This is a genomic window from Ancylobacter sp. FA202, from assembly GCF_000380205.1.
Lineage (GTDB): Bacteria > Pseudomonadota > Alphaproteobacteria > Rhizobiales > Xanthobacteraceae > Ancylobacter.
In genome coordinates, this window is record NZ_KB904818.1 from 3,343,625 (window position 1) to 3,364,970 (window position 21,346).

General features: G+C 68.2%; 26 protein-coding genes. 16 read left to right on the plus strand and 10 right to left on the minus strand.

The annotated features are described in order from the left end of the window. Positions 1-198 precede the first annotated feature (198 nt). A complete protein-coding gene (locus tag A3M1_RS0115195; RefSeq protein ID WP_018389840.1) occupies positions 199-624 on the plus strand; it encodes a MucR family transcriptional regulator in 426 nt (141 codons plus the stop codon). Positions 625-691: 67 nt separating this feature from the next. Here the strand turns inward: A3M1_RS0115195 and A3M1_RS0115200 are convergent, their stop codons facing one another. Further along, positions 692-970, minus strand: coding sequence for a hypothetical protein (locus tag A3M1_RS0115200; RefSeq protein WP_018389841.1), 279 nt, complete (start codon positions 968-970; stop codon positions 692-694). A 192-nt stretch (positions 971-1,162) separates the two neighbouring features. Here A3M1_RS0115200 and A3M1_RS0115205 point away from each other — a divergent pair, with 192 nt between their 5' ends. Together A3M1_RS0115205 and A3M1_RS0115210 are read left to right on the plus strand one after the other, a co-directional pair. After that, positions 1,163-1,540, plus strand: a complete 378-nt coding sequence (locus A3M1_RS0115205; protein ID WP_018389842.1) for a helix-turn-helix domain-containing protein — start codon at positions 1,163-1,165, stop codon at positions 1,538-1,540. Then, positions 1,533-2,078 carry a DUF6456 domain-containing protein gene (locus A3M1_RS0115210; RefSeq protein ID WP_018389843.1) on the plus strand — a complete coding sequence of 182 codons (546 nt, stop codon included), beginning with the start codon at positions 1,533-1,535 and terminating at the stop codon, positions 2,076-2,078. Before A3M1_RS0115205 ends, A3M1_RS0115210 begins: the two co-directional genes overlap by 8 nt. Here the strand turns inward: A3M1_RS0115210 and A3M1_RS0115215 are convergent. Together A3M1_RS0115215 and A3M1_RS0115220 are read right to left on the minus strand one after the other, a co-directional pair. Then, positions 2,075-2,509: a SufE family protein gene (locus A3M1_RS0115215; RefSeq protein WP_018389844.1), complete on the minus strand. Its 435-nt coding sequence runs from the start codon at positions 2,507-2,509 to the stop codon at positions 2,075-2,077. The two genes, A3M1_RS0115210 and A3M1_RS0115215, sit on opposite strands and share 4 nt — an antisense overlap. A 71-nt stretch (positions 2,510-2,580) precedes the next feature. Beyond that, the gene (locus A3M1_RS0115220; protein ID WP_018389845.1) at positions 2,581-3,129 is read right to left on the minus strand and encodes a DUF5330 domain-containing protein; all 549 of its coding nucleotides are present in this window, start codon (positions 3,127-3,129) and stop codon (positions 2,581-2,583) included. A 202-nt stretch (positions 3,130-3,331) separates the two neighbouring features. Between A3M1_RS0115220 and A3M1_RS0115225 the strand changes: the two genes are divergently transcribed. Further along, a complete protein-coding gene (locus A3M1_RS0115225; RefSeq protein WP_018389846.1) occupies positions 3,332-4,021 on the plus strand; it encodes a peptidoglycan-binding domain-containing protein in 690 nt (229 codons plus the stop codon). Between the two features lie 6 nt (positions 4,022-4,027). Then, complete coding sequence (locus tag A3M1_RS0115230) at positions 4,028-4,375, plus strand: DUF1491 family protein (RefSeq protein ID WP_018389847.1); 348 nt, start codon at positions 4,028-4,030, stop codon at positions 4,373-4,375. 12 nt (positions 4,376-4,387) lie between these two features. On the opposite strand, the gene A3M1_RS0115235 is transcribed toward A3M1_RS0115230, so the two are convergent. After that, the gene (locus tag A3M1_RS0115235; RefSeq protein WP_018389848.1) at positions 4,388-5,491 is read right to left on the minus strand and encodes a DUF2336 domain-containing protein; all 1,104 of its coding nucleotides are present in this window, start codon (positions 5,489-5,491) and stop codon (positions 4,388-4,390) included. Between the two features lie 143 nt (positions 5,492-5,634). Here A3M1_RS0115235 and A3M1_RS26490 point away from each other — a divergent pair, with 143 nt between their 5' ends. Next, positions 5,635-5,805 carry a hypothetical protein gene (locus A3M1_RS26490; RefSeq protein ID WP_018389849.1) on the plus strand — a complete coding sequence of 57 codons (171 nt, stop codon included), beginning with the start codon at positions 5,635-5,637 and terminating at the stop codon, positions 5,803-5,805. 42 nt (positions 5,806-5,847) lie between these two features. Here the strand turns inward: A3M1_RS26490 and A3M1_RS0115245 are convergent, their stop codons facing one another. From A3M1_RS0115245 to A3M1_RS0115255, 3 genes are all read right to left on the minus strand, one after another. Next, entirely contained in the window at positions 5,848-6,393 is a 546-nt protein-coding gene (locus tag A3M1_RS0115245) for a DUF1254 domain-containing protein (RefSeq protein ID WP_018389850.1), read from the minus strand. Positions 6,394-6,403: 10 nt separating this feature from the next. Then, entirely contained in the window at positions 6,404-6,994 is a 591-nt protein-coding gene (locus tag A3M1_RS0115250; protein WP_018389851.1) for a DUF1214 domain-containing protein, read from the minus strand. A gap of 72 nt (positions 6,995-7,066) precedes the next feature. Next, positions 7,067-9,295, minus strand: coding sequence for a transglycosylase domain-containing protein (locus A3M1_RS0115255; protein WP_018389852.1), 2,229 nt, complete (start codon positions 9,293-9,295; stop codon positions 7,067-7,069). A 200-nt stretch (positions 9,296-9,495) separates the two neighbouring features. Here A3M1_RS0115255 and A3M1_RS0115260 point away from each other — a divergent pair, with 200 nt between their 5' ends. Continuing rightward, complete coding sequence (locus A3M1_RS0115260) at positions 9,496-10,002, plus strand: YcgN family cysteine cluster protein (RefSeq protein ID WP_018389853.1); 507 nt, start codon at positions 9,496-9,498, stop codon at positions 10,000-10,002. A gap of 27 nt (positions 10,003-10,029) precedes the next feature. On the opposite strand, the gene A3M1_RS0115265 is transcribed toward A3M1_RS0115260, so the two are convergent. Continuing rightward, on the minus strand, positions 10,030-11,166 hold the full coding sequence (locus tag A3M1_RS0115265; protein WP_018389854.1) for an alpha-hydroxy acid oxidase: 1,137 nt from the start codon (positions 11,164-11,166) through the stop codon (positions 10,030-10,032). A gap of 243 nt (positions 11,167-11,409) precedes the next feature. On the opposite strand from A3M1_RS0115265, the gene A3M1_RS0115270 reads away from it, so the two are divergent. The 3 genes from A3M1_RS0115270 (at position 11,410) to A3M1_RS0115280 (ending at position 14,172) form a co-directional block, all read left to right on the plus strand. Beyond that, positions 11,410-12,171 (plus strand): FCD domain-containing protein, encoded by a 762-nt coding sequence (locus A3M1_RS0115270; protein WP_245261688.1) that lies wholly within the window; start codon positions 11,410-11,412, stop codon positions 12,169-12,171. Positions 12,172-12,342: 171 nt separating this feature from the next. After that, positions 12,343-12,885, plus strand: coding sequence for a superoxide dismutase family protein (locus A3M1_RS0115275; RefSeq protein ID WP_018389856.1), 543 nt, complete (start codon positions 12,343-12,345; stop codon positions 12,883-12,885). 297 nt (positions 12,886-13,182) lie between these two features. Continuing rightward, on the plus strand, positions 13,183-14,172 hold the full coding sequence (locus A3M1_RS0115280) for a PRC-barrel domain-containing protein (protein ID WP_245261689.1): 990 nt from the start codon (positions 13,183-13,185) through the stop codon (positions 14,170-14,172). A gap of 129 nt (positions 14,173-14,301) precedes the next feature. Here A3M1_RS0115280 and A3M1_RS0115285 read toward each other — a convergent pair whose 3' ends face one another. Next, entirely contained in the window at positions 14,302-15,201 is a 900-nt protein-coding gene (locus tag A3M1_RS0115285) for a DMT family transporter (RefSeq protein WP_018389858.1), read from the minus strand. A gap of 109 nt (positions 15,202-15,310) precedes the next feature. Here A3M1_RS0115285 and A3M1_RS0115290 point away from each other — a divergent pair, with 109 nt between their 5' ends. Next, positions 15,311-15,688, plus strand: a complete 378-nt coding sequence (locus A3M1_RS0115290; protein ID WP_018389859.1) for a DUF6481 family protein — start codon at positions 15,311-15,313, stop codon at positions 15,686-15,688. 52 nt (positions 15,689-15,740) lie between these two features. Here A3M1_RS0115290 and dcd read toward each other — a convergent pair whose 3' ends face one another. After that, positions 15,741-16,298, minus strand: a complete 558-nt coding sequence (dcd, locus tag A3M1_RS0115295) for a dCTP deaminase (RefSeq protein ID WP_018389860.1) — start codon at positions 16,296-16,298, stop codon at positions 15,741-15,743. A 248-nt stretch (positions 16,299-16,546) separates the two neighbouring features. Between dcd and A3M1_RS0115300 the strand changes: the two genes are divergently transcribed. The 5 genes from A3M1_RS0115300 to A3M1_RS0115315 all read left to right on the plus strand — a co-directional run bounded on the left by A3M1_RS0115300 (position 16,547) and on the right by A3M1_RS0115315 (position 21,321). Beyond that, positions 16,547-17,119 (plus strand): NADPH-dependent FMN reductase, encoded by a 573-nt coding sequence (locus A3M1_RS0115300; protein ID WP_018389861.1) that lies wholly within the window; start codon positions 16,547-16,549, stop codon positions 17,117-17,119. Between the two features lie 496 nt (positions 17,120-17,615). Then, positions 17,616-18,107 (plus strand): hypothetical protein, encoded by a 492-nt coding sequence (locus A3M1_RS26495; RefSeq protein ID WP_156029623.1) that lies wholly within the window; start codon positions 17,616-17,618, stop codon positions 18,105-18,107. A 212-nt stretch (positions 18,108-18,319) separates the two neighbouring features. Continuing rightward, a complete protein-coding gene (locus A3M1_RS0115305) occupies positions 18,320-18,832 on the plus strand; it encodes a hypothetical protein (protein WP_018389862.1) in 513 nt (170 codons plus the stop codon). Continuing rightward, on the plus strand, positions 18,798-20,108 hold the full coding sequence (locus A3M1_RS0115310; RefSeq protein WP_018389863.1) for a DNA-packaging protein: 1,311 nt from the start codon (positions 18,798-18,800) through the stop codon (positions 20,106-20,108). The genes A3M1_RS0115305 and A3M1_RS0115310 overlap by 35 nt, the downstream gene beginning before the upstream one ends. Positions 20,109-20,160: 52 nt before the next feature. Next, entirely contained in the window at positions 20,161-21,321 is a 1,161-nt protein-coding gene (locus A3M1_RS0115315; RefSeq protein WP_018389864.1) for a phage portal protein, read from the plus strand. Positions 21,322-21,346: the final 25 nt, after the last annotated feature.

A 21,346-nucleotide genomic window follows, 5' to 3' on the forward strand; every position in this document is an offset into this window, starting at 1 on the left:
AGCGCGTTGCACACATCATTGCGACCAATGGCACTCGAAAAATCTTGTTATCTCTCCTGTTCAAGTCTATCTGTGGATTTGCGGCCGTCGGCGGGGCGAATACGTTTGGAAGTGACGTATTTGGACGTACAAGGGCGGCACGCAGGGCGCGCTTCGGCGTTGCACGCGACTTTTGCAAAATGAATTGAAGAATGGGCCATGAGCGATATCAACGACGCCGACAGCTATATCGAACTCGCCGCCGATATCGTCTCGGCGTATGTGAGCAATAATGCGGTCTCGTCCAATGAACTAGTCACCCTCCTTGCGGATGTGCACGGCGCATTGCAGCGGGTCGACAAGGGCGAGGTCGAGGTGGTGGTGGAGCCGCTGAAGCCGGCCGTTCCGCCGAAGAAGTCGGTGATGCCCGACTACATCGTGTGTCTCGAAGACGGCAAGAGGTTCAAGTCGCTGAAGCGGCACCTGCGCACGCAGTACAACCTCACCCCCGAGGCGTATCGCGAGAAGTGGGGCCTGCCGGCGGACTACCCGATGGTGGCGCCCAACTATGCCGCCGCGCGCTCGGCGCTGGCGAAGGAGATGGGCCTGGGCCAGCAGCGCCGCCGCACCCCGGCTGCGGGCTGAACAGCGGCGCCGGTAGCGCCGCTCCTGAACCGATTGGAAAGGCCGTCACCCCGGGTGGCGGCCTTTTTCATTGTGCCGAGGCTTTGCCCGGCAAGGGCGCCGCTTCCGCCTCGGCCAGAAGTCGGCGCAGCGCGGCATGGCGGGCCGCGTCATAACCCAAACCGGAGCCGGCAGCCCGCCGCTCGGCCCGCAGCAGGCGCCGCAACGTCGCGCCGTGGCTTTCCGGCTGGCGGCCGAGAAAGGGCCGCAGTGCCGCCGCGCGGCCGGCGATGATGTCGTCGCGTTCCTCGCTGCGGGCCGCGCGGATGCGGCCGGGGCGGGGGCTTGCAGGTGTCGGGAATCTCATGGCGAACCTCGCTTGACCGAGGCCAGTATCGGCTTTGTGCGGCGAACGCGGATAAAATTCCTAGAACTGCGGCTGCGCAGGGAATGGGCCGCACCCAGATTCATAGCCGCTTGATACCGGAACGTTCCGTTTTTGTTCTTGTCAGGTGGCGATTCCGATAATAGGCTTAAATTCCTCTATCGGAGATGTCCCATGCCTGAACCCCACGCCCCGTTCCCCCCGGCGCGGTCGGCGGCCGAGCCGTGCCTGGTCGCCGCCCGGCTGGCCGCTGACGCCACCGCGATTCCCTTGCCGCTTGTGCTGCATCCAAGGCGGCTCGACCGACGCTGCGCCTCCGCCCGCGCGCTGGCGATGTATCTCGCCCATGTCGGGCTCGGCCTGCCGATGAGCCGGGTGGCCGCCGGCTTCGGTCGCCACCGCTCCACCGTCGCCCATGCCTGCCGCCGGATTGAGGAGCGGCGCGAGAGTGCCGGCTGGGACCGCTGGGTGGCGGCGCTGGAGGACGATGCGCGCCGCCTGTCGCCGCCGGCCGGCGCGGCGAAAACCAGCGCGGGAGGCCTGCATGGCTGAGCGCCGCATCGACCATGTCGAGGTGGAGATCGACGGCGTGCGCCGTGCCGTCGCCATCGATCTGGAGGAAAGCCCGCTCGGCTGGCTGGCGCGGCGGCGCGGGCGCGATGGCCGAAGCTTCATCGCGCCGGTTCAGCTCATTGCCGGCGAGCGGCTGCGGGCCGATTTCACCCGCGCCGGCATGGCCCCGCGCCTGACCGCCAATTGGGACGCGGTGACGCGGGCGGACCGCGCCGGTGGTACGGCTGGCCTTAACGCCTCCGAGGCCATGCTCGCCGCCCGCCAGCGTGTGGTGCGGGCGCTGGAGGCGACGGGGCCGGAATTCTCCGGCCTGCTGATGGATGTGTGCTGCTTCCTCAAAGGGCTGGAACAGGTGGAGCAGGATCGCCTCTGGCCGCCCCGCACCGCCAAGGTGGTGCTAGCGCTGGGGCTTGACCGGCTGGCGCGCCACTATGGGTTGAGCGCGGCCGCCCACGGCCCGGCTCGCGCACGGACCCGCGCCTGGAAGGCGGCGGACGAAACAGGGGAGACCGGTTAGAGCGGAGCGCCTTCCAGCGCCGCCCTTGCATCGGCGCGGATGCGCTCGACCATGGATCGCAACCCGTTCGAGCGCTGCGGGGTCAGGTGGTCCTTCAGGCCGATGCGCGCGAACACGGCGCCGGGATCGGCCGCCAGGATGTCGCGGGCTGGGCGGTCCGAGTAGAGCGCCAGCAGGATGGCGACCAGGCCGCGCACGATATGGGCGTCGGAATCGCCCTGAAAGGCGAGGCGCGGGCCTTCCGCGCCGGTGCTGGCGTCGCTCACCAGCCAGACCTGGCTGGCGCAGCCCTGAACCTTGGACTGCTCGCTGCGGCGCTCCTCCGGGAAGGGCGGCAAGGCCCTCCCCAATTCGATGAGGTAGCGGTAGCGGTCGTCCCAATCCTCGAGGAGCTCAAAGTCCTCGATGATGCTGTCGATCTTTGATGTCATCGGCGCCTCTCGGCCCGCATATAGGGGCGCGGGGGCGCCAAGCGCAATGGCACGGGACCCGCCCGCACGCCTCAGGCGGGACGTTTCGGCGGCAGCGGCACGGCGCCGGGCGTGGTCGGCTGGGACGGCAGGACGCCGGCCGGGGTCGCCGGGGGCGCCGTCGGCGCCGCCCCGGCGGAGCCGGTCATATCCGACGACGCGGCCCCCGCAGGCGGGCGCGGGCCTTGCCAGGCGGGGCTGAGATCATGGGTGGTCAGCGTGTCGCCGGCGCGCGAGCCATCAGCGCGGGCCGCCGCCTTGCGCTTCTCCTCCACGATCTGCTCGGAGAGATAGCTGAGCGCGAAGCGCGCCCCGGCCTCGGCGCGCTCGCCGATCAACTGGATAAGGCTGCCACCGATCGCACAGGCTTGCGGCTGGCGGGAACAGAAGCCGCCCGCATCGGCCGCCGCCGCCGTGGCCGCCGAGAGCGCGTCCATGGCGCTGACCTTCGGCTCGCCCGCCGCCGTGCCCGCCGTCGCCTTGCCGTCCGCCGGGGTGTGCGACGACGGTCCGCCGACCACCGCCGGCAGCAGCAGGAAGACAAGGGTGAGCCAGAAACCGATGCGCAGCAGAAAGAACATGAGCCGTCTCGCGGAAGCCTGATAGCGGAGGATAAAGGCTGCGGGTTGCCCAAGAGGTGTCGAAAACCCGCAAAATCAGCCGATCGCGGAAAGGCGATGTTAAGCACGACGGCCGCTTTTAGGGTTCGCTTAAACCCCGCATGGCATTGTCTCCGCACCTGCCGCCTGCGCCCCTCCGATTCGGATTCCAGAACACGGTTCCATGCCCCGTTCCTATGCCAGCGATCTCCTGGTGGACGATATCGATCTCGATGGCGAGCGCGTCGCGGGGCGCCCTTACCGTCACGGCCGGCGGCGCTCCGATCTGTTCATGCTCGTTCTCGCCGCCGGTGCCAGCGCCGCCGTTCTGTTCAACGCGCTGGCGCTGCAGCAGGGGCGTCCCGGTTCCGCAGGGCGCGGCGGCGCGCCGGTCTCGGCCCCGCCGGACATCCGCCAGGTCGACACGCCGCGAGCGACCAGCAGCTCGCCGCCGGTGAGCCCGGCTGCCGCGCCTGCCGCCTCGGTTGCCGCGCCGCTGGAGGCTCCGGCGCCCGACCTGTCGACCGCGCTGCCGACTCCCCTGCCACCAGCCAAGCCGGTGGCGCCGCGCCCTGCCGCCCCCGCCCCCGCCCCCGCTGCCGCTGTGACCGCGCCGATGGCGGAAAAGGCGGGCGCGTCGCCCGCCGGGCTGTTGCCACCGGGCGACGTGCCGGTGTCGCCGCGCGTGATGGAAATCCAGAAGGCGCTGGCGCGCCTCGGGTATGGCCCGATCCGCATTGATGGCGTCTTCGGTGCGGCGACCGAGGAGGCGATCCAGCGCTTCGAACGCGACCGCCGCCTGCCGGTGACGGGGCAGATGTCGGAGCGGGTGATCCGCGAACTCACGGCCGTCTCGGGCTTCAGCATCCGGTAGGCCAGCATGCGGCTGAAAAGCGGGATCTTCGTTTCCGCCCTGTTGCGCCGGGCCAATGGCGCCGGGGCCTTCGCCGCCGTGCGCCGGCGCGGTGCGGAGGAGGCCGGGGCGGTTTTCGTCATCGTAGCGACGCAGGATGGCAGGGCGGCGCTCTACGGCCCGGCGCTACCTTCGCTCGACGGGGCGCCGGAGGAGGAGGGCGTGCGCCTGTTCACGCCGCTGGTGCCGCCGGGCAGCCCCGAGAGTGAGGCGGAGGCGCGGATGGTGCGCGAGGCGCGCTACGATTCCGACCTCTGGCTGGTTGAGATCGAGGATCGCGCGGGCCGGTGCTTTCTCGATCTGGCGCGCGATTGATCCTGACGTCGCTCAGCTTTTGCGCTGGCGCCCTTCCGTGGCCGCCGGAACCGCCGGCGCCGCATAGGGCGCGTTGAAGCTGCGCATGGAGGGGGCGTCCTCCGCCCGCTCGCGGATTGGGCGCCGGCCGCCGCGCCAGGAGGCGACCAGATGCTGGGCGCTGGCGAGGGGCAGTTCGTCGAACATTTCCGCCAGCCGCGCCATTTCCCCGGCCGAGCGACCGGCTACCGGATGCAGCCGGAACAGCACGCGCGACAGGATGGCGAAGGACAGGCCCAGAGCGCGGGCGACCACCGCCAGCGACTGGCCGGTGTCGTCGGCGATGATACGTGCGGCATTTTCCGGAGTGACGCCCAGAGCGCGCTCCATCAGCGCGGCGAGTTCGCCCGTGCCCTTCGCCTTGGCGGAGTCCAGCAGGGCGTCGATGAAGCTCACCGGCGGCGCCGCTGGACGCTCGGACAACGGCAGGGGCGGCAGGGTGACGAGGCGGGCGATGAGGCTGGCGCGCTCCTCCGGCCCGGCGAGGAAGAAATCCGCGCCGGCGGGCGGCACGGTCTCGGCCGGTGCGGCGGGGTGATCAGCCGGGCGCGCGTCGACGCTGGTGCGGACAGGCGGCTGGGCTGCGGGGGAATCGTCCGTACGGGCTTCCGCTACAGGGACTTCCGGGGCAGTTCCGGCGCTGCGGCGATGGGTCAGCTCGGCCAGGCGCTTGGCGAGGGCGGGCGTTACCTCGCGGCGGGCGGCCATGGCGGCAAGGTGTGTGGGGCCCGCCTGTTCGGCCAGCTCGGCCAGGTCTTTCTCGTCGAGTACCGGCGAAAGGCGCAGGATCGGCCCGGCCAGGGCCAGCGGCCCGGCGGCGAGATGGCGCGCCAGCGCGCGCGGCAGCGCCGGGTGCGCCGCCAGCTCGCGCACATGGCGCGCCGCAACCGCCAAGTCGACGCCCTCGATCAGGCGGACGGCGAGGGTGATGAAACGCGCTTCCGCCGCCTCGCCAAGCACCGGCTGCCTCAGGAATTCATGCACCAGCAGCCGCAGCATCGCCGGACGGGTGTCCTGATAGGGACGTCGCGCCGTGTCGTGCGGGTCGATGGGGCCGGAACCGGAAAGGGAGGGCATGGAGGCGAACAGCTCACGATTTGTAGATTGCGCCACCCCGGTGCGGGGCGCGAAACCAAGCTAGCGCTCGAACGTTAGAAAGCCGTTAACCATGGTTGTCCCGTACTGGGCCACTGCCGTTTGGCGGGACATGGGAGGGCGCGATGGGTGCCTTAGTGCCGTTTCCGACGTTGCGGCCGCAGGGCGAGGCGGTGGGCGTGCGCGTGCCGCCCGAAGGCTCGGCCAAGGTGATCATTCTACCCGTGGTGCAATATGTGCGCCCCGGCGTGGCGACGCGGGCGCCAACGGCCGTCGTGGTCCACGATCCGCGCTAGGTCCCGAGCCTGCCCGCTCTGGGCGTTGGGCCTACCGGACCCTCAGATGGCGGGCGCGCAGTTCGCCAGCTGCATCCGCGCGCGCACCTCATCGCGGGCGCTGCGCTCGCGCACCAGCGCCCGGATCAGCACGATGCCCTCGTCGCTGGGTGATTCGACGATCAGCCGGTCGGCCGCGGTCACTTCGTCGTCTTCCGGCAGCGCCGCGCGCTGCTTGGCGTTCATCAGGTCGAGCTCGATGATGGAGCGCCCGGCGGAGCGGTCGTTGATGGCGTAGAAGGGCAGGCCGTGGCGGGTGTAGAACGACACCGAGGTGTAGTCCTCCGTGGTGGGAACGCGCACCTTGAGCGGGCCGGCGGCCAGATCATACAGGCACACCGCCGAGATGAAGGCCGGGTCGGTCGCGGGCAGCACCGCGCCGGCGTCGGAGGGGTCGTCGATTGGCACCACCTCATTGGGGCCGGCCACCGCCGCCAGCCTTGCATAGGCGTCCTGCTCGGCGAGATAGGGCAGCACCAGAACGGCGGCCAGATGGACAATGAGGCCGAGCACGATGCCGGCGAGGGCGGTCAGGATGAAACGGCTCATCGGCGCGGGCTCATGAGCTGCGCTCCCAGGGGCAATGCTCGGTGACGATACGCGGCATCTCCGGGGCGTCGCTTGTGCGGTTGGCGAGGCCGACCGCCGTGTCGTAGAGGCGGAAGGTCAGGACGATGCGATCGCGGGCGCCGGTGGGCAGCCAGTTGCCGGCCCGGGCGCGTGGGCCCAGCGCCACGTCGAGCGTGCTGTCGCGGTTCCACACCACTTCGGTGCTGGTGAAGCCGGTGCGGGCGGCGGCATTGTCGATCAGCCGGCCCTGGGCGTCGGTGAGGGTCAGGGTCCAGTAGCGCGCCTGTGGCAGGCTGCCGGAGACACTTATGTCGCAGCGCCCGTCCAGCGGCCGGCCGGCCGAATCGGTCGTCGCGACGAAGGCGATGCCGTCCGCCAGCTCCAGCGGCAATTCCCCGGCGCGGGCAAGCGCGGCGCGCGCATAGGGATCGGCCGTCTCGGTGCCGGCGCGCGGCCAGGTTTCCCACGGCCCGGAACGCACCAGCCCCGGACCGTACCCGTCCACCATGGTGATCCAGGTAAGGCCGAGCCCGAGGGCGGCGCCGATGGCCAGGGTCAGGAGGAACAGCAGGGAGCGCACGGGCAGAAGCTATCCGGTGGAGCGGGCGCCTCATGGATGGGCGCTCGCGGGGGGAAGGTCAATCGCGGTGGGTCAGTTGCTTCCCACAAGGCTGGCGCCGGGCGCGGGGGTGACGCCGGCGGTGGGCCGGCGCGGGGGCGAAGACGCTGCCTCCTTGAGGCGCACGGAGAGCCCCATCAAGCGTTCCGCCGAGGCCGGGGAGAGCGTGACCGGGCGCTGGATGCCTTCGATCTGCAGCGCCGAGGCCTGCGCCGCCGCGCCGTCGAGCACCGGCGCGGGCTGGTTGCCAAGGCCCGGCGTGGGCTTCATCTCGATGCCCTGATGGGCGAAGGCCATCACCTTCTGCCAGGTCATCGCCGGCAGGGAGCCGCCGGTCATTTTGCGCGTCGACTGGTAGTCGTCATTGCCGAACCAGATCGCCCCGACGTAATTGCCGGTGAAGCCGACAAACCAGGCGTCGCGATAGGCATTGGTGGTGCCCGTCTTGCCGGAGACCTTGGTGCCGGGAATCATGGCGCGCCGGCCGGTGCCGTTTTCCACCACGCTGTTCAGCATCGGGTTGATCATGGCGATGATGTCGGGCGGGATCAGTTCCTTCGGCTTCGGTCCGTTCTGGGCGAAGCTCCACACCGGTTCGCCATTGGGCGTCCGCATGTCGACCACGGCGTGCGGGTCGACCGAATAGCCGCCGCTGGCGAACACCGAATAGGCGGTCGCCATGTCCACCACCGTCACCTCGGCGGCGCCGAGGGGGAGGGCGCGGGTGATCTTCAGCTCGGTCTTCAGGCCCATCGCATGGGCGAGATCGACAATGCGCCCGCGGCCGATATTCTCGGCGAGCTTGACCGCCACCGTGTTCAGCGAGCGGGTGAGGGCGTTGATCAGGGTGATCGAGCCTGCATAGGAGCGACCATAGTTCTGCGGGCACCAGTTGCCGATGCAGATCGGCCCGTCGACGACGATGGTGCTGGGCTTGTATTTGCCGGTCATCAGCGCCGCCGTGTAGACGAACGGCTTGAACGAGGAGCCGGGCTGGCGCAGCGCGTCGGTGGCGCGGTTGAACTGGCTCTCGCCATAGTCGCGCCCGCCGACCATGGCGCGCACCGAGCCGTTCGGCTCCATCACCACCATGGCGGACTGCTTGGCGCCATAGTCCTTGCCGAACTGGCGCAGGCTGTCGCGGATGGCGGTGTCGGCCGCCTTCTGGATGTTCGGGTCAAGCGCGGTGCGGACGATGAAGGAGCGCTCGGCATAGCTCTTGGGCAGTGCGTCGACGATCTGCTTCACCTGGTCGAAGGCGTAGTCGAGATAATATTCCGGCAGGTCGTCCTGCTTGCGGTCGACTGGGGTGGCCGGGTTGCGGCGGGCGCCGAACACCTGGCCCTCGGTCATGAAGCCGGCATCGACGAGATTGTCGAGCACCACGCTGGCGCGCCCGCGCGCCGCCGGCAGGTTGATATGCGGGGCGAATTTCGACGGCGCCTTGAACAGGCCGGCGAGCATCGCCGCCTCGGCCATGTTCACCTCGCGCGCCGACTTGCCGAAATAATACTGCGATGCCGCGTCCACGCCGAAGGCGCCGCCGCCCATATAGGCGCGGTCGAGATAGAGCTTGAGGATCTGGTTCTTGGTGAGGTGGAACTCCAGCCACAGCGCCAGGAACGCTTCCTTGATCTTGCGCTCCAGCGTGCGCTCATTCGACAGGAACAGGTTCTTGGCCAGCTGCTGGGTAAGCGAGGAGCCGCCCTGCACCACGCCGCCGGCGCGCGCATTGGAGAGCACCGCTCGGAAGGTGCCGGGAATGTCGATGCCGAAATGCTCGTAGAAGCGTCGGTCCTCGGTGGCGAGCACCGCCTTGATGAGGTGATCGGGGAATTCTTCCAGCGGCACGGTATCATTGTGGCGGATGCCGCGCTCGCCGATGATGTTTCCGTAGCGGTCGAGGAAGGTGACGGACAGCTCGGCGCGCTTGAGCCAGTCGTCCGAGGTTTCCTGGAAGGCTGGCACCGCCAGCGCCAGCATCAGCACGGCACCCACCGCGCCCCAGGTCATCGCCTCGGAGGCGAGGGAGATGACGCGGCGGGCCGGGCCCTGCACATTGAAGCGCTCGGTGAAGGCAACAAAGCTGTCCCAGCTCGAACGCAGGCTGACGCCGCCGGAATAGATCGAGGAGTCGATCCAGGAATCGATCGCCAGCAGGACATGGCGCAGGCGCCGGCCGAAAGCGGACGGCGGAGCCTTGCCGCCGGCGGATGTCCGGGGCGTCTCCTGCGGCGGATCGTTGGTCGGCGTATCGTTCAAGCCCGTGCTCCAGCGGCGCGCGGAAGTCCCTTCCGGGTCCTCACCGCCCTTATAGCTGAGCCCTTGCCGCGCGACGAGGGCGGCATCAAGGCTCGCCAGGGCGAGGATGCAACGCTATCTAAGGAGTGATTGCTAAGGAGTGATTGTCGGTTCGTGACGCATGGGCCGGCCGACACGCGCGAGCCGGAACCAGCAGAGCGATGCACGACGAATCGACCAACCTCGCAGAGGCGCCGTTCTGGCGCAGCAAGACGCTGGAAGAGATGGACTCCGCCGAGTGGGAGAGCCTGTGCGACGGCTGCGGCCGCTGCTGCCTCGTCAAGCTGCAGGACGAGGATACCGAGGCGATCGCCTATACCGATATTGGCTGCCAGCTGCTGGATGATTTCAACTGCCGCTGCCGCAACTATCCAGACCGCCAGAAGCAGGTGCCCGATTGCGTGCGGCTGACGCCGGAAACCGTGCGCGCACTCGACTGGCTGCCGCCCTCCTGCGGCTACCGGCTGGTGGAGGAGGGGCGCGATCTCTACTGGTGGCATCACCTCGTTTCCGGCGACCGCGAGACGGTTCACGCGGCGGGCGTCTCGGTGCGCGGCAAGGTGGCGGCGCTGGAGGACGAGCTGCCGCTGGAAGACTATGTCGATCACATGGTGCGCTGGCCCCTGCGCCTGCCGCGCGGCGCCGTGCGCAAGGCAGCGAAGGGGTAGGGGAGAAGGGAGGGGCGCCCCCCTTCCTCACAGCGCCAGCACGCTCGCGTCGACCTGCTCGATATTGCGCGTGCCGGTGAGGGCCATGGAGACGTCGAGCTCGCGGCGGATGATCTCGATCGCCTGTGCCACGCCGGCCTGTCCGCCAGCGGCGAGCGCCCACAGGAAGGCCTTGCCCATCAGGCAGCCCTTGGCGCCGAGCGCGCGGGCCTTGAGGATGTCCTGGCCGGACTGTACGCCGCCGTCGAACCAGATCTCGCTCTTGCCGCCGCCAATGGCCTCGACGATTTTCGGCAAGGCGGAGATGGATGAAACCGCACCGTCGAGCTGGCGGCCGCCATGGTTGGAGACGACGATGGCGTCGGCGCCGGTCTGCGCCGCGATCTTCGCATCCTCGACATCGAGAATGCCCTTGAGGATGAGCTTGCCCGGCCAGAGCGAGCGCACCCATTCCACATCCTTCCACGACAGCGACGGGTCGAACTGGCCGGCGATCCATTGCGAGAGCGTGGACAGGCTGTCGCTTTCCTTGCGCACCGCGAGATTGCCGAAGGAATGACGCTTGCCCATCAAAACGCTGGCGATCCAGCGCGGCTTGGTGGCGATGTCGAGCGCGTTGGCGAGGGTGAGCCTGGGCGGCACGGCAAGGCCGTTCTTGATGTCGTTGTGGCGCTGGCCCTGGATCTGCAGATCGAGCGTCAGCACCAGCGCCGAGCATTTCGCCGCCTTGGCGCGCTCGATCAGCGAGGCCGAGAAGGCGCGGTCGCGCATCACATAGAGCTGGAACCAGAACGGCTTGTCGACCGCCCCCGCCACGTCCTCGATCGAGCAGATCGACATGGTGGAGAGGGTAAAGGGAATGCCGGCGGCCTGTGCGGCGCGGCAGCCATGGATTTCGCCGTCGCCGTGAAACAGGCCGGTGAGGCCGGTGGGGGCGATGGCCAGCGGCAGCGCGACCTTCTCGCCGATCATGGTGGTGGCGGTTGAACGGTCGGAGACGTCGATCATCACCCGCTGGCGCAGCTTCAGGGCGCCGAGGTCCGCCTTGTTGGCGGCGAGCGTCGTCTCGTCATAGGAGCCGCGGTCGGCATAATGGAAGATCGCGCGGGGCACCTTGCGCTCGGCGATGGCGCGCAGATCCTGGATATTGGTCACAGTGGCCATTGGCGTTCCTTCCCGGCTTTTCTTCCGGGCAGGCTGATACGCCTCCTCCGGCCGACGTCAATGATGTGCGCGGCGGCGCCGACGGAAACCGGCCCTCGCCGCCGCCAGTGTCGCCCCTCCGGCTGCCTCTGGTAAAATTTAATGACCATGGAAGTCAATGGTCCGCCGGGGTGCGCGCGCGCGGGCGGCGATGTAGTCTCACGCCGTGAACACGACAGAAGAAGAAAACGGGGAGTGGCCGACGTGGAACGCTTGCGCACACCGAAGCTGGCGGAGGCGATCGCCGAGCATATTGAACGGCTGATCCTGGAGGGGGTGTTGCGCCCGGGCGAGAAACTGGCCAGCGAGCGCGATCTCGCCGAGCGGCTCGACGTCTCGCGCCCCTCGCTGCGCGACGCGCTGGCGCTGCTGGAACAGCGCGGCCTGCTGGCAACCAGCCGCGAGGGCACTCGCGTCACCGAATTTCTCGCCGGCCTGACCGACCCGCTCGCCGGGCTGCTGCAATCCAACGAGCAGGTGACGGCGGATTATTTCGAATACCGCACGGCGGTGGAGCGCCTGGCTGCCGGGCTGGCGGCGGTGCGGGCGACGGCGCCGGAGCGACAGGCGATCCGCGACTGCCTCAGCGAGATGGTGGCGGCCCACGCCGCGCAGGACGCCACCCGCGAGGCCGAGGCCGATATCGTGCTGCACCGTCTGATCTACGCCGCCTCGCACAATCTGGTCATCCTGCATGTGATGCGGGCCTTTTCCGAGATGCTGCGGCGGGACATCTTCTTCAACCGCACCAGCCTGTTCGCCCAGGCCGAGTTCCGCGACGCGCTGCTGAGCCAGCACAGGGCGATCGGCGAGGCGGTGGTGGGTGCCGACCCGGAGGCGGCCGAGAAGGCGATCTATGAGCACCTGAAATTCACCGGCGAGACGGTGGCCCGCACCCATCGCGACGCCGCCCGGGTCGACCTCGCCGTGCGCCGGCTGAACCGTTCGACGCTGCTGTCCGGATGAAGCGACGCGGAAAGCGGAGAAAGTCGGGAACAGCACCCATGCCGCAACGTTAGCCCCGGAGAGCGAGGCGCTCGGCTGGCATGGGGATGACCGCATGCGTGCCTCTGCGGGATCCCGCTGCGCGGGCCCGTCAGGCGCTTCTTCCGCCGCAACCAAACATAGGAGATGGACATGCGCCGTCTTCCGCTCGCCCTTGCTGCCCTGTGCGCCGCAGCGGCGCCGGCTTTCGCCCAATCGCCCGGTCCGGGTGTCGCCCCGGAAAAGACGGCCTCCGCCGCCTTCGTCAACCCGAAGGGCGAACAGGTTGGCAATGCCACGCTGAAGCAGACCCCACATGGCGTGCTGATCTCCGTCGAACTCTCCGGTATGTCTCCGGGGGCACATGGCTTCCACATCCACGAAGCCGGCCAGTGCGACCCACAGGACGGCTTCAAGTCGGCCGGCGGGCACTATGCCCCGCGCGGCAATCGCCACGGCCTGCTCGACCCCGACGGGCCGCATGCGGGGGACATGCCCAACCAGTTCGTCGGACCGAGCGGCACGATCAGCGTACAGGTGTTGAACACCAATGTGACGCTCGACCCGGGTACAGGCACCCTGTTCGACGATGACGGCTCGGCGCTGGTCATTCACTCCGGCCCGGATGACTACAGAAGCCAGCCCGCCGGCAATGCCGGCGACCGGATCGCCTGCGGCGTTATCGAACGACCCTAGGCAAAGCTCACCGTCGCGCGGCTAAAGGCGCATGGGCGGGAGCTCGACTTGTGTAACTTCGGTTCGGAAATGATTCTTGCGGGCGATAGGCTTCAGATGAAGCCGATTATGCTGTCATTAAGCGCCAGATATCTATCGAATCCGCAGTTTAATTTCCAACGGCGTTCTTGATTAAGATGGAGAAAAACGGAACTTCAAATCTTGAATGCCTCCTCTGGCGGCGACGTGTCGCTTGAACCTAAGGAGAGAACTATGATGATAACTCGAAATGCCATGTGTGTTGCAGCGGCTACATCCGTGTTGGCGCTTGGTGCGGGAGGCGCTTTTGCGCAGCAGGCTCCCGCGGCAGCCCAGCGGGCCCCCTCCGCCCCGCAGCAGAACGCCGCGACGCCGGCGCAGGGACAGGCCGGCCAGCCGACCGCCCAGATCGACCAGCAGGGCCAGCGTCAGGTGGCACGGCAGTGCCTCGACGATTTGCGGGCGTTCAATGACCAGATGAACGAGGACGGCTTCTGGCTCTCGGGCTGGGGCGGCGCGGGGATGCAGGCCGATCTGCGCGGCGCCCGCACCGGCGCTGCAGCGGATGGCTATGCGACCTCGGCCCCGCGCGCACCCGCCTCGGGCAACGTTCCGGCGAACCAGTCGCCAGCGGCTCGGGCGCCGAACACGCAGGACAATGCCGTGACCCAGGCCCGCCCGCCTTGGGGCGGGAGCAGTTGGGGCATCGCCTCGCCGCCCTACCAGATCCGCACGCTCTATGCCGCGGCGAATGTGCTGGGCCAGCGCGGCGACCAGCAGACCTGTAACGATGTGCTCGCCGAGATGAAGGGCGTCTATGGCGACTACACGGGCCGCCTGCGCCAGGCGGGTATCGAGCCGGGCGAGGTCACGTCCTGGCGCCAGCAAAACCTGGTTGGGGCGCGGCCCGTTACCGAGATTGACGCCGGTCTGATCAATTTGGCCGACGTGACCGGTACCGAGGTCCGCAATCCGCAGGACGAGCAGCTCGGCACGGTCGAGGATGTGGTGCTCGATTCCGAGAAGGGCGGCATCCGCTATGTCGTGATTTCGAGCGGGGGCGTCCTCGGTATCGGTGAGGACCTGGTCGCGCTGCCATGGCAGGCGCTGCGGACCACGCCGGGTATGAACACCTTCGTGCTCAACGTGTCCGAGGAGGTGATCGAGGACGCGCCGTCGATCGACCCGGCGCAGCTTGCCGATCCCGACCGCTCCAGGGAGGTTCGCCGCGAGGTTGACCAGTTTTGGCACGACCAGATGAGCGGCTGACGCTCCCGGCCTTTGCAAAGGGTTACATTATGAAGACCGCACCGGCCACGGCCGTCGCGGTCCAGCGAACGGGGCGGCAGGGATGCCGTCCCGTTTCGATTCCGCTTCCGGCGACGGCGCGCGAACGGGTCAGGCGCCGGGATGCTCGACCACCGCCTCGGTCCGGCCGATGCGGATGACGCCGAGCACCAGCGCGCAGCCCATGCCGATGACCACGCCTCCGGCGATCTGCGGCAGCGTCAGCGGCTCGTCCAGCAGGAGCGTGCCGATGGTGACGGCGACGCCGGTGGCGCCGAACTCGACGCTGATGGCCCGGGTGGGGCCGATCGAGGCGATCAGCCGGTAGAAGATCACATAGGTGACGGCGCTCATGATCACGCCGGCGATCAGCAGCGTGCCGATATCCAGCGGCGCCGGCAGGCCCGGCACCGGCACGAAGGCGATGAGCGGCAGGCTGAGAAGACCGCCGAACAGGAAGGCGCCGATGGTCATTTCCCACGAGCCGGCCCCGGCCAGCCGCCGGCCGGCATAGACGCTGCCGAACGCCGCCGAGAGGGTGGATCCTAGCGTCGCGGCGCAGCCGATCAGGAAATCCGGCGTCACCGGCTGGGCGGGAAAACCCACCAGCAGACCGATTCCGGTAGCGCCGAGCACAATGCCGAGCAGGCCCCCGAGCCGGATCGGCTCGACCCGCCACAGCGCCGCGATCAGCATGGCGAACAGCGGGATGGTGGCGACAAGGATCGCCGACATGGCGGTGCCGATACGCGGCAGCCCATACGCCAGCAGCCCAAGCTGCACCGCGACCGTGGTGGCACCGAGCACGAAGAGAGGGAAGATCCCGAAGGAAAAATCCAGCCGCCGGCCGATGGCGCGGGCGACCAGCAACAGCGTTCCCGCAGCGATGAAGGAGCGGAAGGCGACGGCGCCGGCCCAGCCAAAGGCGTGGATATTATGATCCATCACCACGAAGGACGCCCCCCAGACGAGCGCCAGGACAACGTAGGAGGCCAGATCCCGGGACTTCATGAACCGCACCGCGACAGACAGACGCGGCTCACATGGCCGGTTCGCGGCTGGAAGCTAGATGCTCACAGGCGGCTGTCAATCCGTCTGAAAATGAGATAAGGGAAACGCCATGAAAATAACCGACACCTTTCAAGACCGCCAGAAGACCGCTGCCGAAGCCAAGGCCCGCCTGCTCGCGAAGCTCGCCGCCCGTCCCGGCCCGGACGACCCGGCGATGATCGCCAAGGCGGCTGAGCGCAAGGCTGCTGCTGAGGCGCGGCAGATTGCCAATGAGGCCAAGCAGGCGGCGAAGATCGCCCGCAAGGAAGCGGAAGCGGCTGCCGCCATCGCCGCTGCCGAGGCTGCCATCGCTGAAGCCGCCGCCGCCGCCGAAGCCGAGGCTGCCGCCAAGGCCGCCGCCATCGAGCAGGCCGCCGCCGCCGAGGCCGAGGCCAAGGCCCGCCGCGACGAGCGCTACGCCGCCCGCAAGCAGCGCAACGGCCGTTGACGCCCCGCGTGCCGGGCTTCCGGCGCGCGTTTTCTCCTCTGATGCCAGCGCCTTAGCCGGCCGCCCTCTGGCCGGCGAACTGGCCGCCATAGCCGCGCCGGGGTACGCCCAGCGTCTGCTCCAGAATCAGCTGGCACACCTTCATCCCCGCCCGCAGCCTTATCGGACGCGGGCCGAGATTGATGATCTCCAGCTGGATCTGCCCGGTCGATCCGGCATGGATGGTCGGTGCGGTGAGGTGGACGATCAGGCCGATGCGAGCAAGCGAGCTCTTGCCCTCCACCCGCGCCGCCAGCCGCGCCCCCGGGCGCAGATCCACCCGCTCCAGCGTCCAGCCCAGCACCAGCCGGCCGGGATCGAGCACGAAGCCCTCCGCGCCGATCTCGATCTCGCCAGCCATGCGGGCGATCGCCTCGCGAAAACTGTAGCCCGGCCCGGCCGGGTCGATCACCGGGTCCTCGCCGGGCTCTGGCGCGCGGTAGAGGCTGAGCCTTTGGTCGAGCCGCAAATCGACGCCGTTGGGGGCGTAGAACTCTTCCGGCGGGGCGGGCTCGATCAGCACCGAGCCGTCGTTGATGGCATCGAGAATGTCGCGGTCGGTCAGGATCACGGGCGTTGGCTCTCGCGGGTCAGCGCTGCGGGAGCGCTAACATGGGCGCTGCGCGCCGCAAAATCCATGCCGGCGCGGCGATTGCTGCCGCCGGCCGCTAAATTTCCGGTGCGGTGCAAGGGCTTTCTTGCGGCATTGCAGGAAAAGGGGCTTGAGCCGCGCCGCGCGGCGCCACACTCTGCCCGCGATGCCTTTCGGCCCCCCAACCCTTCCCCCCAACTTTTCCCCCATTGTGGAGACATCGCTACATGACCGACCGCCCGAAGCTTCTCGGCATTTCCGGCAGCCTGCGCTCCGGTTCCTATTCCACCGCGCTGCTGGAGGCGCTGAAGGCGGCCCTTGCCCCGAGCATCGAGCTCACCGTGCTGACGCTGAACGACGTGCCGCTCTACAATGAGGACGAGGATGGCGCCACCCAGCCGGAAGGCGCCGCCTCGCTGCGCGCCAAGATCGCGGCGGCGGACGGGGTGATCTTCGTCTCGCCCGAATATAATTACGGCCCCTCGGGCGCGATGAAGAACGCGGTGGACTGGGGCTCGCGGCCTTATGCCAAGGGCTCGCTGCTTGGCAAGCCGGTGCTGGTCGTCACCTCCTCGCCCGGCTCCACCGGCGGCATCCGCGCCCAGGCGTCGCTGCGCGAATCGCTGAGCGCGGCCGGCGCCCGCGTGGTGGCCTATCCCCACCTCGCCGTGCCCGGCGTCGCCGACAAGGTGAAGGACGGCGCCTTTACCGACGAGAAGACCCAGAAATTCCTCACCGGCGGCATCAACGCGCTGGTGAAGGAGATCGAGCTGCTGGCCGCCCACGCCAAGGCGGGGTGAGGGGGGCTTCCGGCCCTCGATATGTCAGGGCTGGGGTTCGGCCGACGAGCCTTTGCTGGGTCCCGGATCCGCGTTCCGCCTGCGGCGTTACGCGTCCGGGAAACGGGAGCGGCGCTACCACCCAAACGACGTCATGGCCGGGCTTGACCCGGTCCTCCACGTTTTGGGGCTGGTGCGAAAGGGGAGTCGTGGATGCCCGGGTCAAGCCCGGGCATGACGGTGTTCTGGCGTTAGGGCGCCTAAAGAGTCTGGCGCTGGCTTCCTATCGGCGCGGTGATGCCCAACTATCGCAATATGAATGTAGTCCTAATCATATTTCGCGCTTGTTTGTGCTCGGCTTCAATGGTGCGTCGGCTGAGTATTCATGATCGGGTGTGTTCCGGGTTGGGCTTTGGTGTGATGGGCGTTGTCACAATTTCCGAGACTTTCAATCAGAATCGGCATGTAGTACAATGAACTGGTCGTATATGACATATTTTTTGGGGGGGTGAGTGAAATGAATATTTATTGTCAGTTTGATCAGACGAACTTATACTCCACATTTCCCAATGATTTCATAAAAATAAATATCAGTGGTGGTTCTGTTTTTGCATTTGTCTTAAAAGTTATGGACGATGGGCATGTATTGGGAGTAATCAGCGGCGGAGATCCGATTTCTAGAAAAATTACACGTGATTTTGAATGTCTAAAGTTGCGGGGTGGGTGGCAAGTTGAGCTTTTAAGCAATAATGAATCATATCCTAAAAATAAAAAGTTCCTGTCATCTCCTGGTGCATTTCATAGAGATAAGACGAATACATTTATTACATTCACGAAGTCAGACGAAGTATTTAAGTCAACGGTGACATATTGCGTCGAAGAAAAATCATTCCGTGAAATTCCTCAGAGTGCGACGCCGTATCCGTCTTGGGTGATTTGGCCTTCTGAGGGCGAGAGACTGTCGGGTGGTAAGTCGATCTACTCGTTCTCCGCTAAAACTGAATCCTAGTTTCAGCGATTCATAGCGCCGAGCTAGCATGCGGCATCGTTATTGATTTTAGGAAAATAGTCCTTGACAGCGCGACGCTGCGGGGCTAGCTTTCTCCCATGCTCCACAACTGCGTCGGGCGGCGGCGAGGTCTTTGACCCCGGCACCCCCGGCGCACTCGTTTCAGCCGGCCTTCGGGCCGGCTTTTTCATGTCGGGTCAGGCGGAGGTGGCATGTCGGTTCCCGTGCGGCCCGTTTCCCCGGAAGCGCTTGATGAGGCGCGCCGGCTCTATGAACTCACCCGCGTGCCGGTGCAGCAGGTGGCGGATATGCTCGGCATTGCCAAATCGACCCTGAACACCCGCATAAAACTCTGGGGCTGGACGCGGCGCATCGGGCGCATTCCGCCCGCCGAGGGCCTGGAGATGGCGCCGGACGTGCCGGCCTCGCGCGGCGAACTCATCGCCCGGCTGGTGCGGCGGATCGAGGCGGAGATCGCCGCCATCGAGCGGCGGGTGCTGCGCGCCGGGCTCGGCCCGGCGCAGCAGCCGGAGGCGACCCACGCCGATGGCGAGCGCGCCGCCCGCACGCTGGCCATTCTGGTGCGCGCGCTGCGCGAACTCGCCGCGTTGGAAAAACAGGAGCCGGACGGGAGTGACGATGACGCCAGCCGCGACGCCGACACCTTCCGACGCGAGCTTGGCCAGACGCTTGAGCGCATGCTGGCGAGCGGGGAAACTGCCTGAGGCGCTGGCCGCGCTCGATGCCCCCACACTCGACTGGCTGCGCCACCACTGGCCGCTGATCGGTCGCCTTGGCCAGCAACCGCCCGCCCTCGCGCAGGGTGGCGGCGACTGGCTGACCTGGCTGATGCTGGGCGGGCGCGGGGCGGGCAAGACACGGGCGGGCGCCGAATGGGTGCGCGCGCTCGTTCACGGCCGCGCCGGGCCGAAGGCCGGGCGGCTCGCGCTGGTGGCGGAGAGCCTCGGTGATGTGCGAGAGGTGATGGTGGAGGGGGTCTCCGGCCTGCTCGCCATCCACCCCCACCATGAGCGCCCCCTATGGGAGCCGACGCGCCGTCGCCTCGTCTGGCCGAATGGCGCGGTGGCGCAGGGCTTTTCCGCCGACGACCCCGAGAGTTTGCGCGGGCCGCAATTCGACGCCGCCTGGTGCGATGAACTCGCCAAATGGCGCTACGCCCAGGCCGCCTTCGACATGCTGCAATTCGGCCTGCGGCTGGGCGAGCGCCCGCGCCAGATGGTGACGACCACGCCGCGCCCGACCGCGCTGCTCCGCGCCCTGCTCGCCGATCCCCGCACGGCGGTGACGCGGATGGGGACAGTGGAAAACGCGGCGCATCTGGCGCCGAGCTTTCTCGACACCGTGGTCGGCCGTTATGCCGGCACGCGGCTCGGCCGGCAGGAGCTGGAGGGCGAGCTGATCGAGGACCGGGCCGACGCGCTGTGGAACCGCGCCGGCCTGGAGGCGGCGCGGCTGGCGGTGGCGCCGGAGCTTTCCCGTATCGTGGTGGCGGTCGACCCGCCGGCTTCGTCAACCAAGCGGGCCGATGCCTGCGGCATTCTCGCGGCGGGGATCGATGCGCAGGGCATGGTCCATGTGCTGGCGGATGAAAGCGCGCAGGGCCTCACGCCAAATGGCTGGGGCGCCCGCGCCATCGGCCTGTTCCAGAAGCTGGAGGCCGACCGGGTGGTGGTGGAGGTCAACCAGGGCGGGGACATGGTGAAGACCATCCTCGCCGGCATCGACCCCACCGTGCCGGTCGCCGAGGTGCGGGCGACGCGCGGAAAATGGCTGCGCGCCGAGCCGGTGGCCGCGCTCTACGAGCAGGGAAGGGTGCGCCATGTCGGGCCGTTCCCGGCGCTGGAAGACGAGATGTGTGATTTCGGCCCGGACGGCCTCTCCAATGGCCGCTCGCCCGACCGGCTCGACGCGCTGGTCTGGGCCATCACCGCGCTGGCGCTCGGCCCGCGCGCCACGGCGCCGCGGGTGCGGCGGGTGTGAGGGCACGCGTGCCGGGCCTGCGCGAAACTGAACCGATGACCGGAGCCCCTTCATGACGCTCTTTCCCTTTTCCCTCCGCCGCCGTGCGGCGCCGCCCGAGGCCAAGGCCTCGCGCACCCAGGCGCTGGTGGCGTTGCTGGGGGGGGCGCGCGCGCACTGGACGCCGCGCGATTATGGCGCGCTGGCCCGCGAGGGCTACCAGCGCAACGCCATCGCCTATCGCTGCGTGCGGATGATCGCCCAGGGCGTGGGCGAGCTCGCCCCGCTGCTGAGCGAGGACGGGCGCGAGAGTGCCGCCCATCCGCTGCTCGACCTGTTGGCGCAGCCGAATGCGCGCCTTTCCGGGCCGGGGCTGATGGAAGCGCTGGCGGCGCATCTGCTGCTGTCAGGCAACGCCTATGTCGAGGCGGTGAGCCTTGGCGCGAGCCCGCGCGAGCTGCATGTGCTGCGCCCGGACCGCATGCGCGTCGTCGCCGGCCCGGATGGCTGGGCGCAGGCCTATGACTACACGGCGGGCGGGCGCGCGGTGCGCTTCGTGCAGGAAGGGGCGCCCCCGCCGATCCTGCATGTCGCGCTGTTCAACCCGCTGGACGACCATTACGGCGCCCCGCCGCTGGAGGCGGCGCAGATGGCGCTCGATTTGCACAATGCCGCCGGAGCCTGGAACAAGGCGCTGCTCGACAATGCCGCGCGGCCCTCCGGCGCGCTGATCTATGGCGGGGCGGGCAACCTTTCCGACGAGCAGTTCGAGCGGCTGAAGGAGGAACTGGAGGCGAATTTCTCCGGCAGCGGCAATGCCGGAAGGCCGCTGCTGCTGGAGGGCGGGCTGGACTGGCGCCCGCTCTCGCTCACCCCGCACGACATGGATTTCCTGGAGGCGAAGAACGCCGCCGCGCGCGAGATCGCGCTCGCCTTCGGCGTGCCGCCCATGCTGCTCGGCATTCCGGGCGACGCCACCTATGCCAATTACGCCGAGGCCAGCCGGGTGCTGTGGCGCCAGACCATTCTGCCGCTCGGCCGCCGGCTGCTGCACGAGCTGAGCCTCTGGCTCCGCCCCGCCTATGGGCCGGGGCGGCTGGTGCTGGAGCCCGACCTCGACGCCATCGAGGTGCTGCATGGCGAGCGCGAGGCGCTGTGGCGCCGGGTCAACGAGGCCAGCTTCCTCACCGAGGACGAAAAGCGCCAGGCGGTGGGCTACGGGGTGCGGGGGTAGGACATGCGGTGCGAGGTTATAGGTG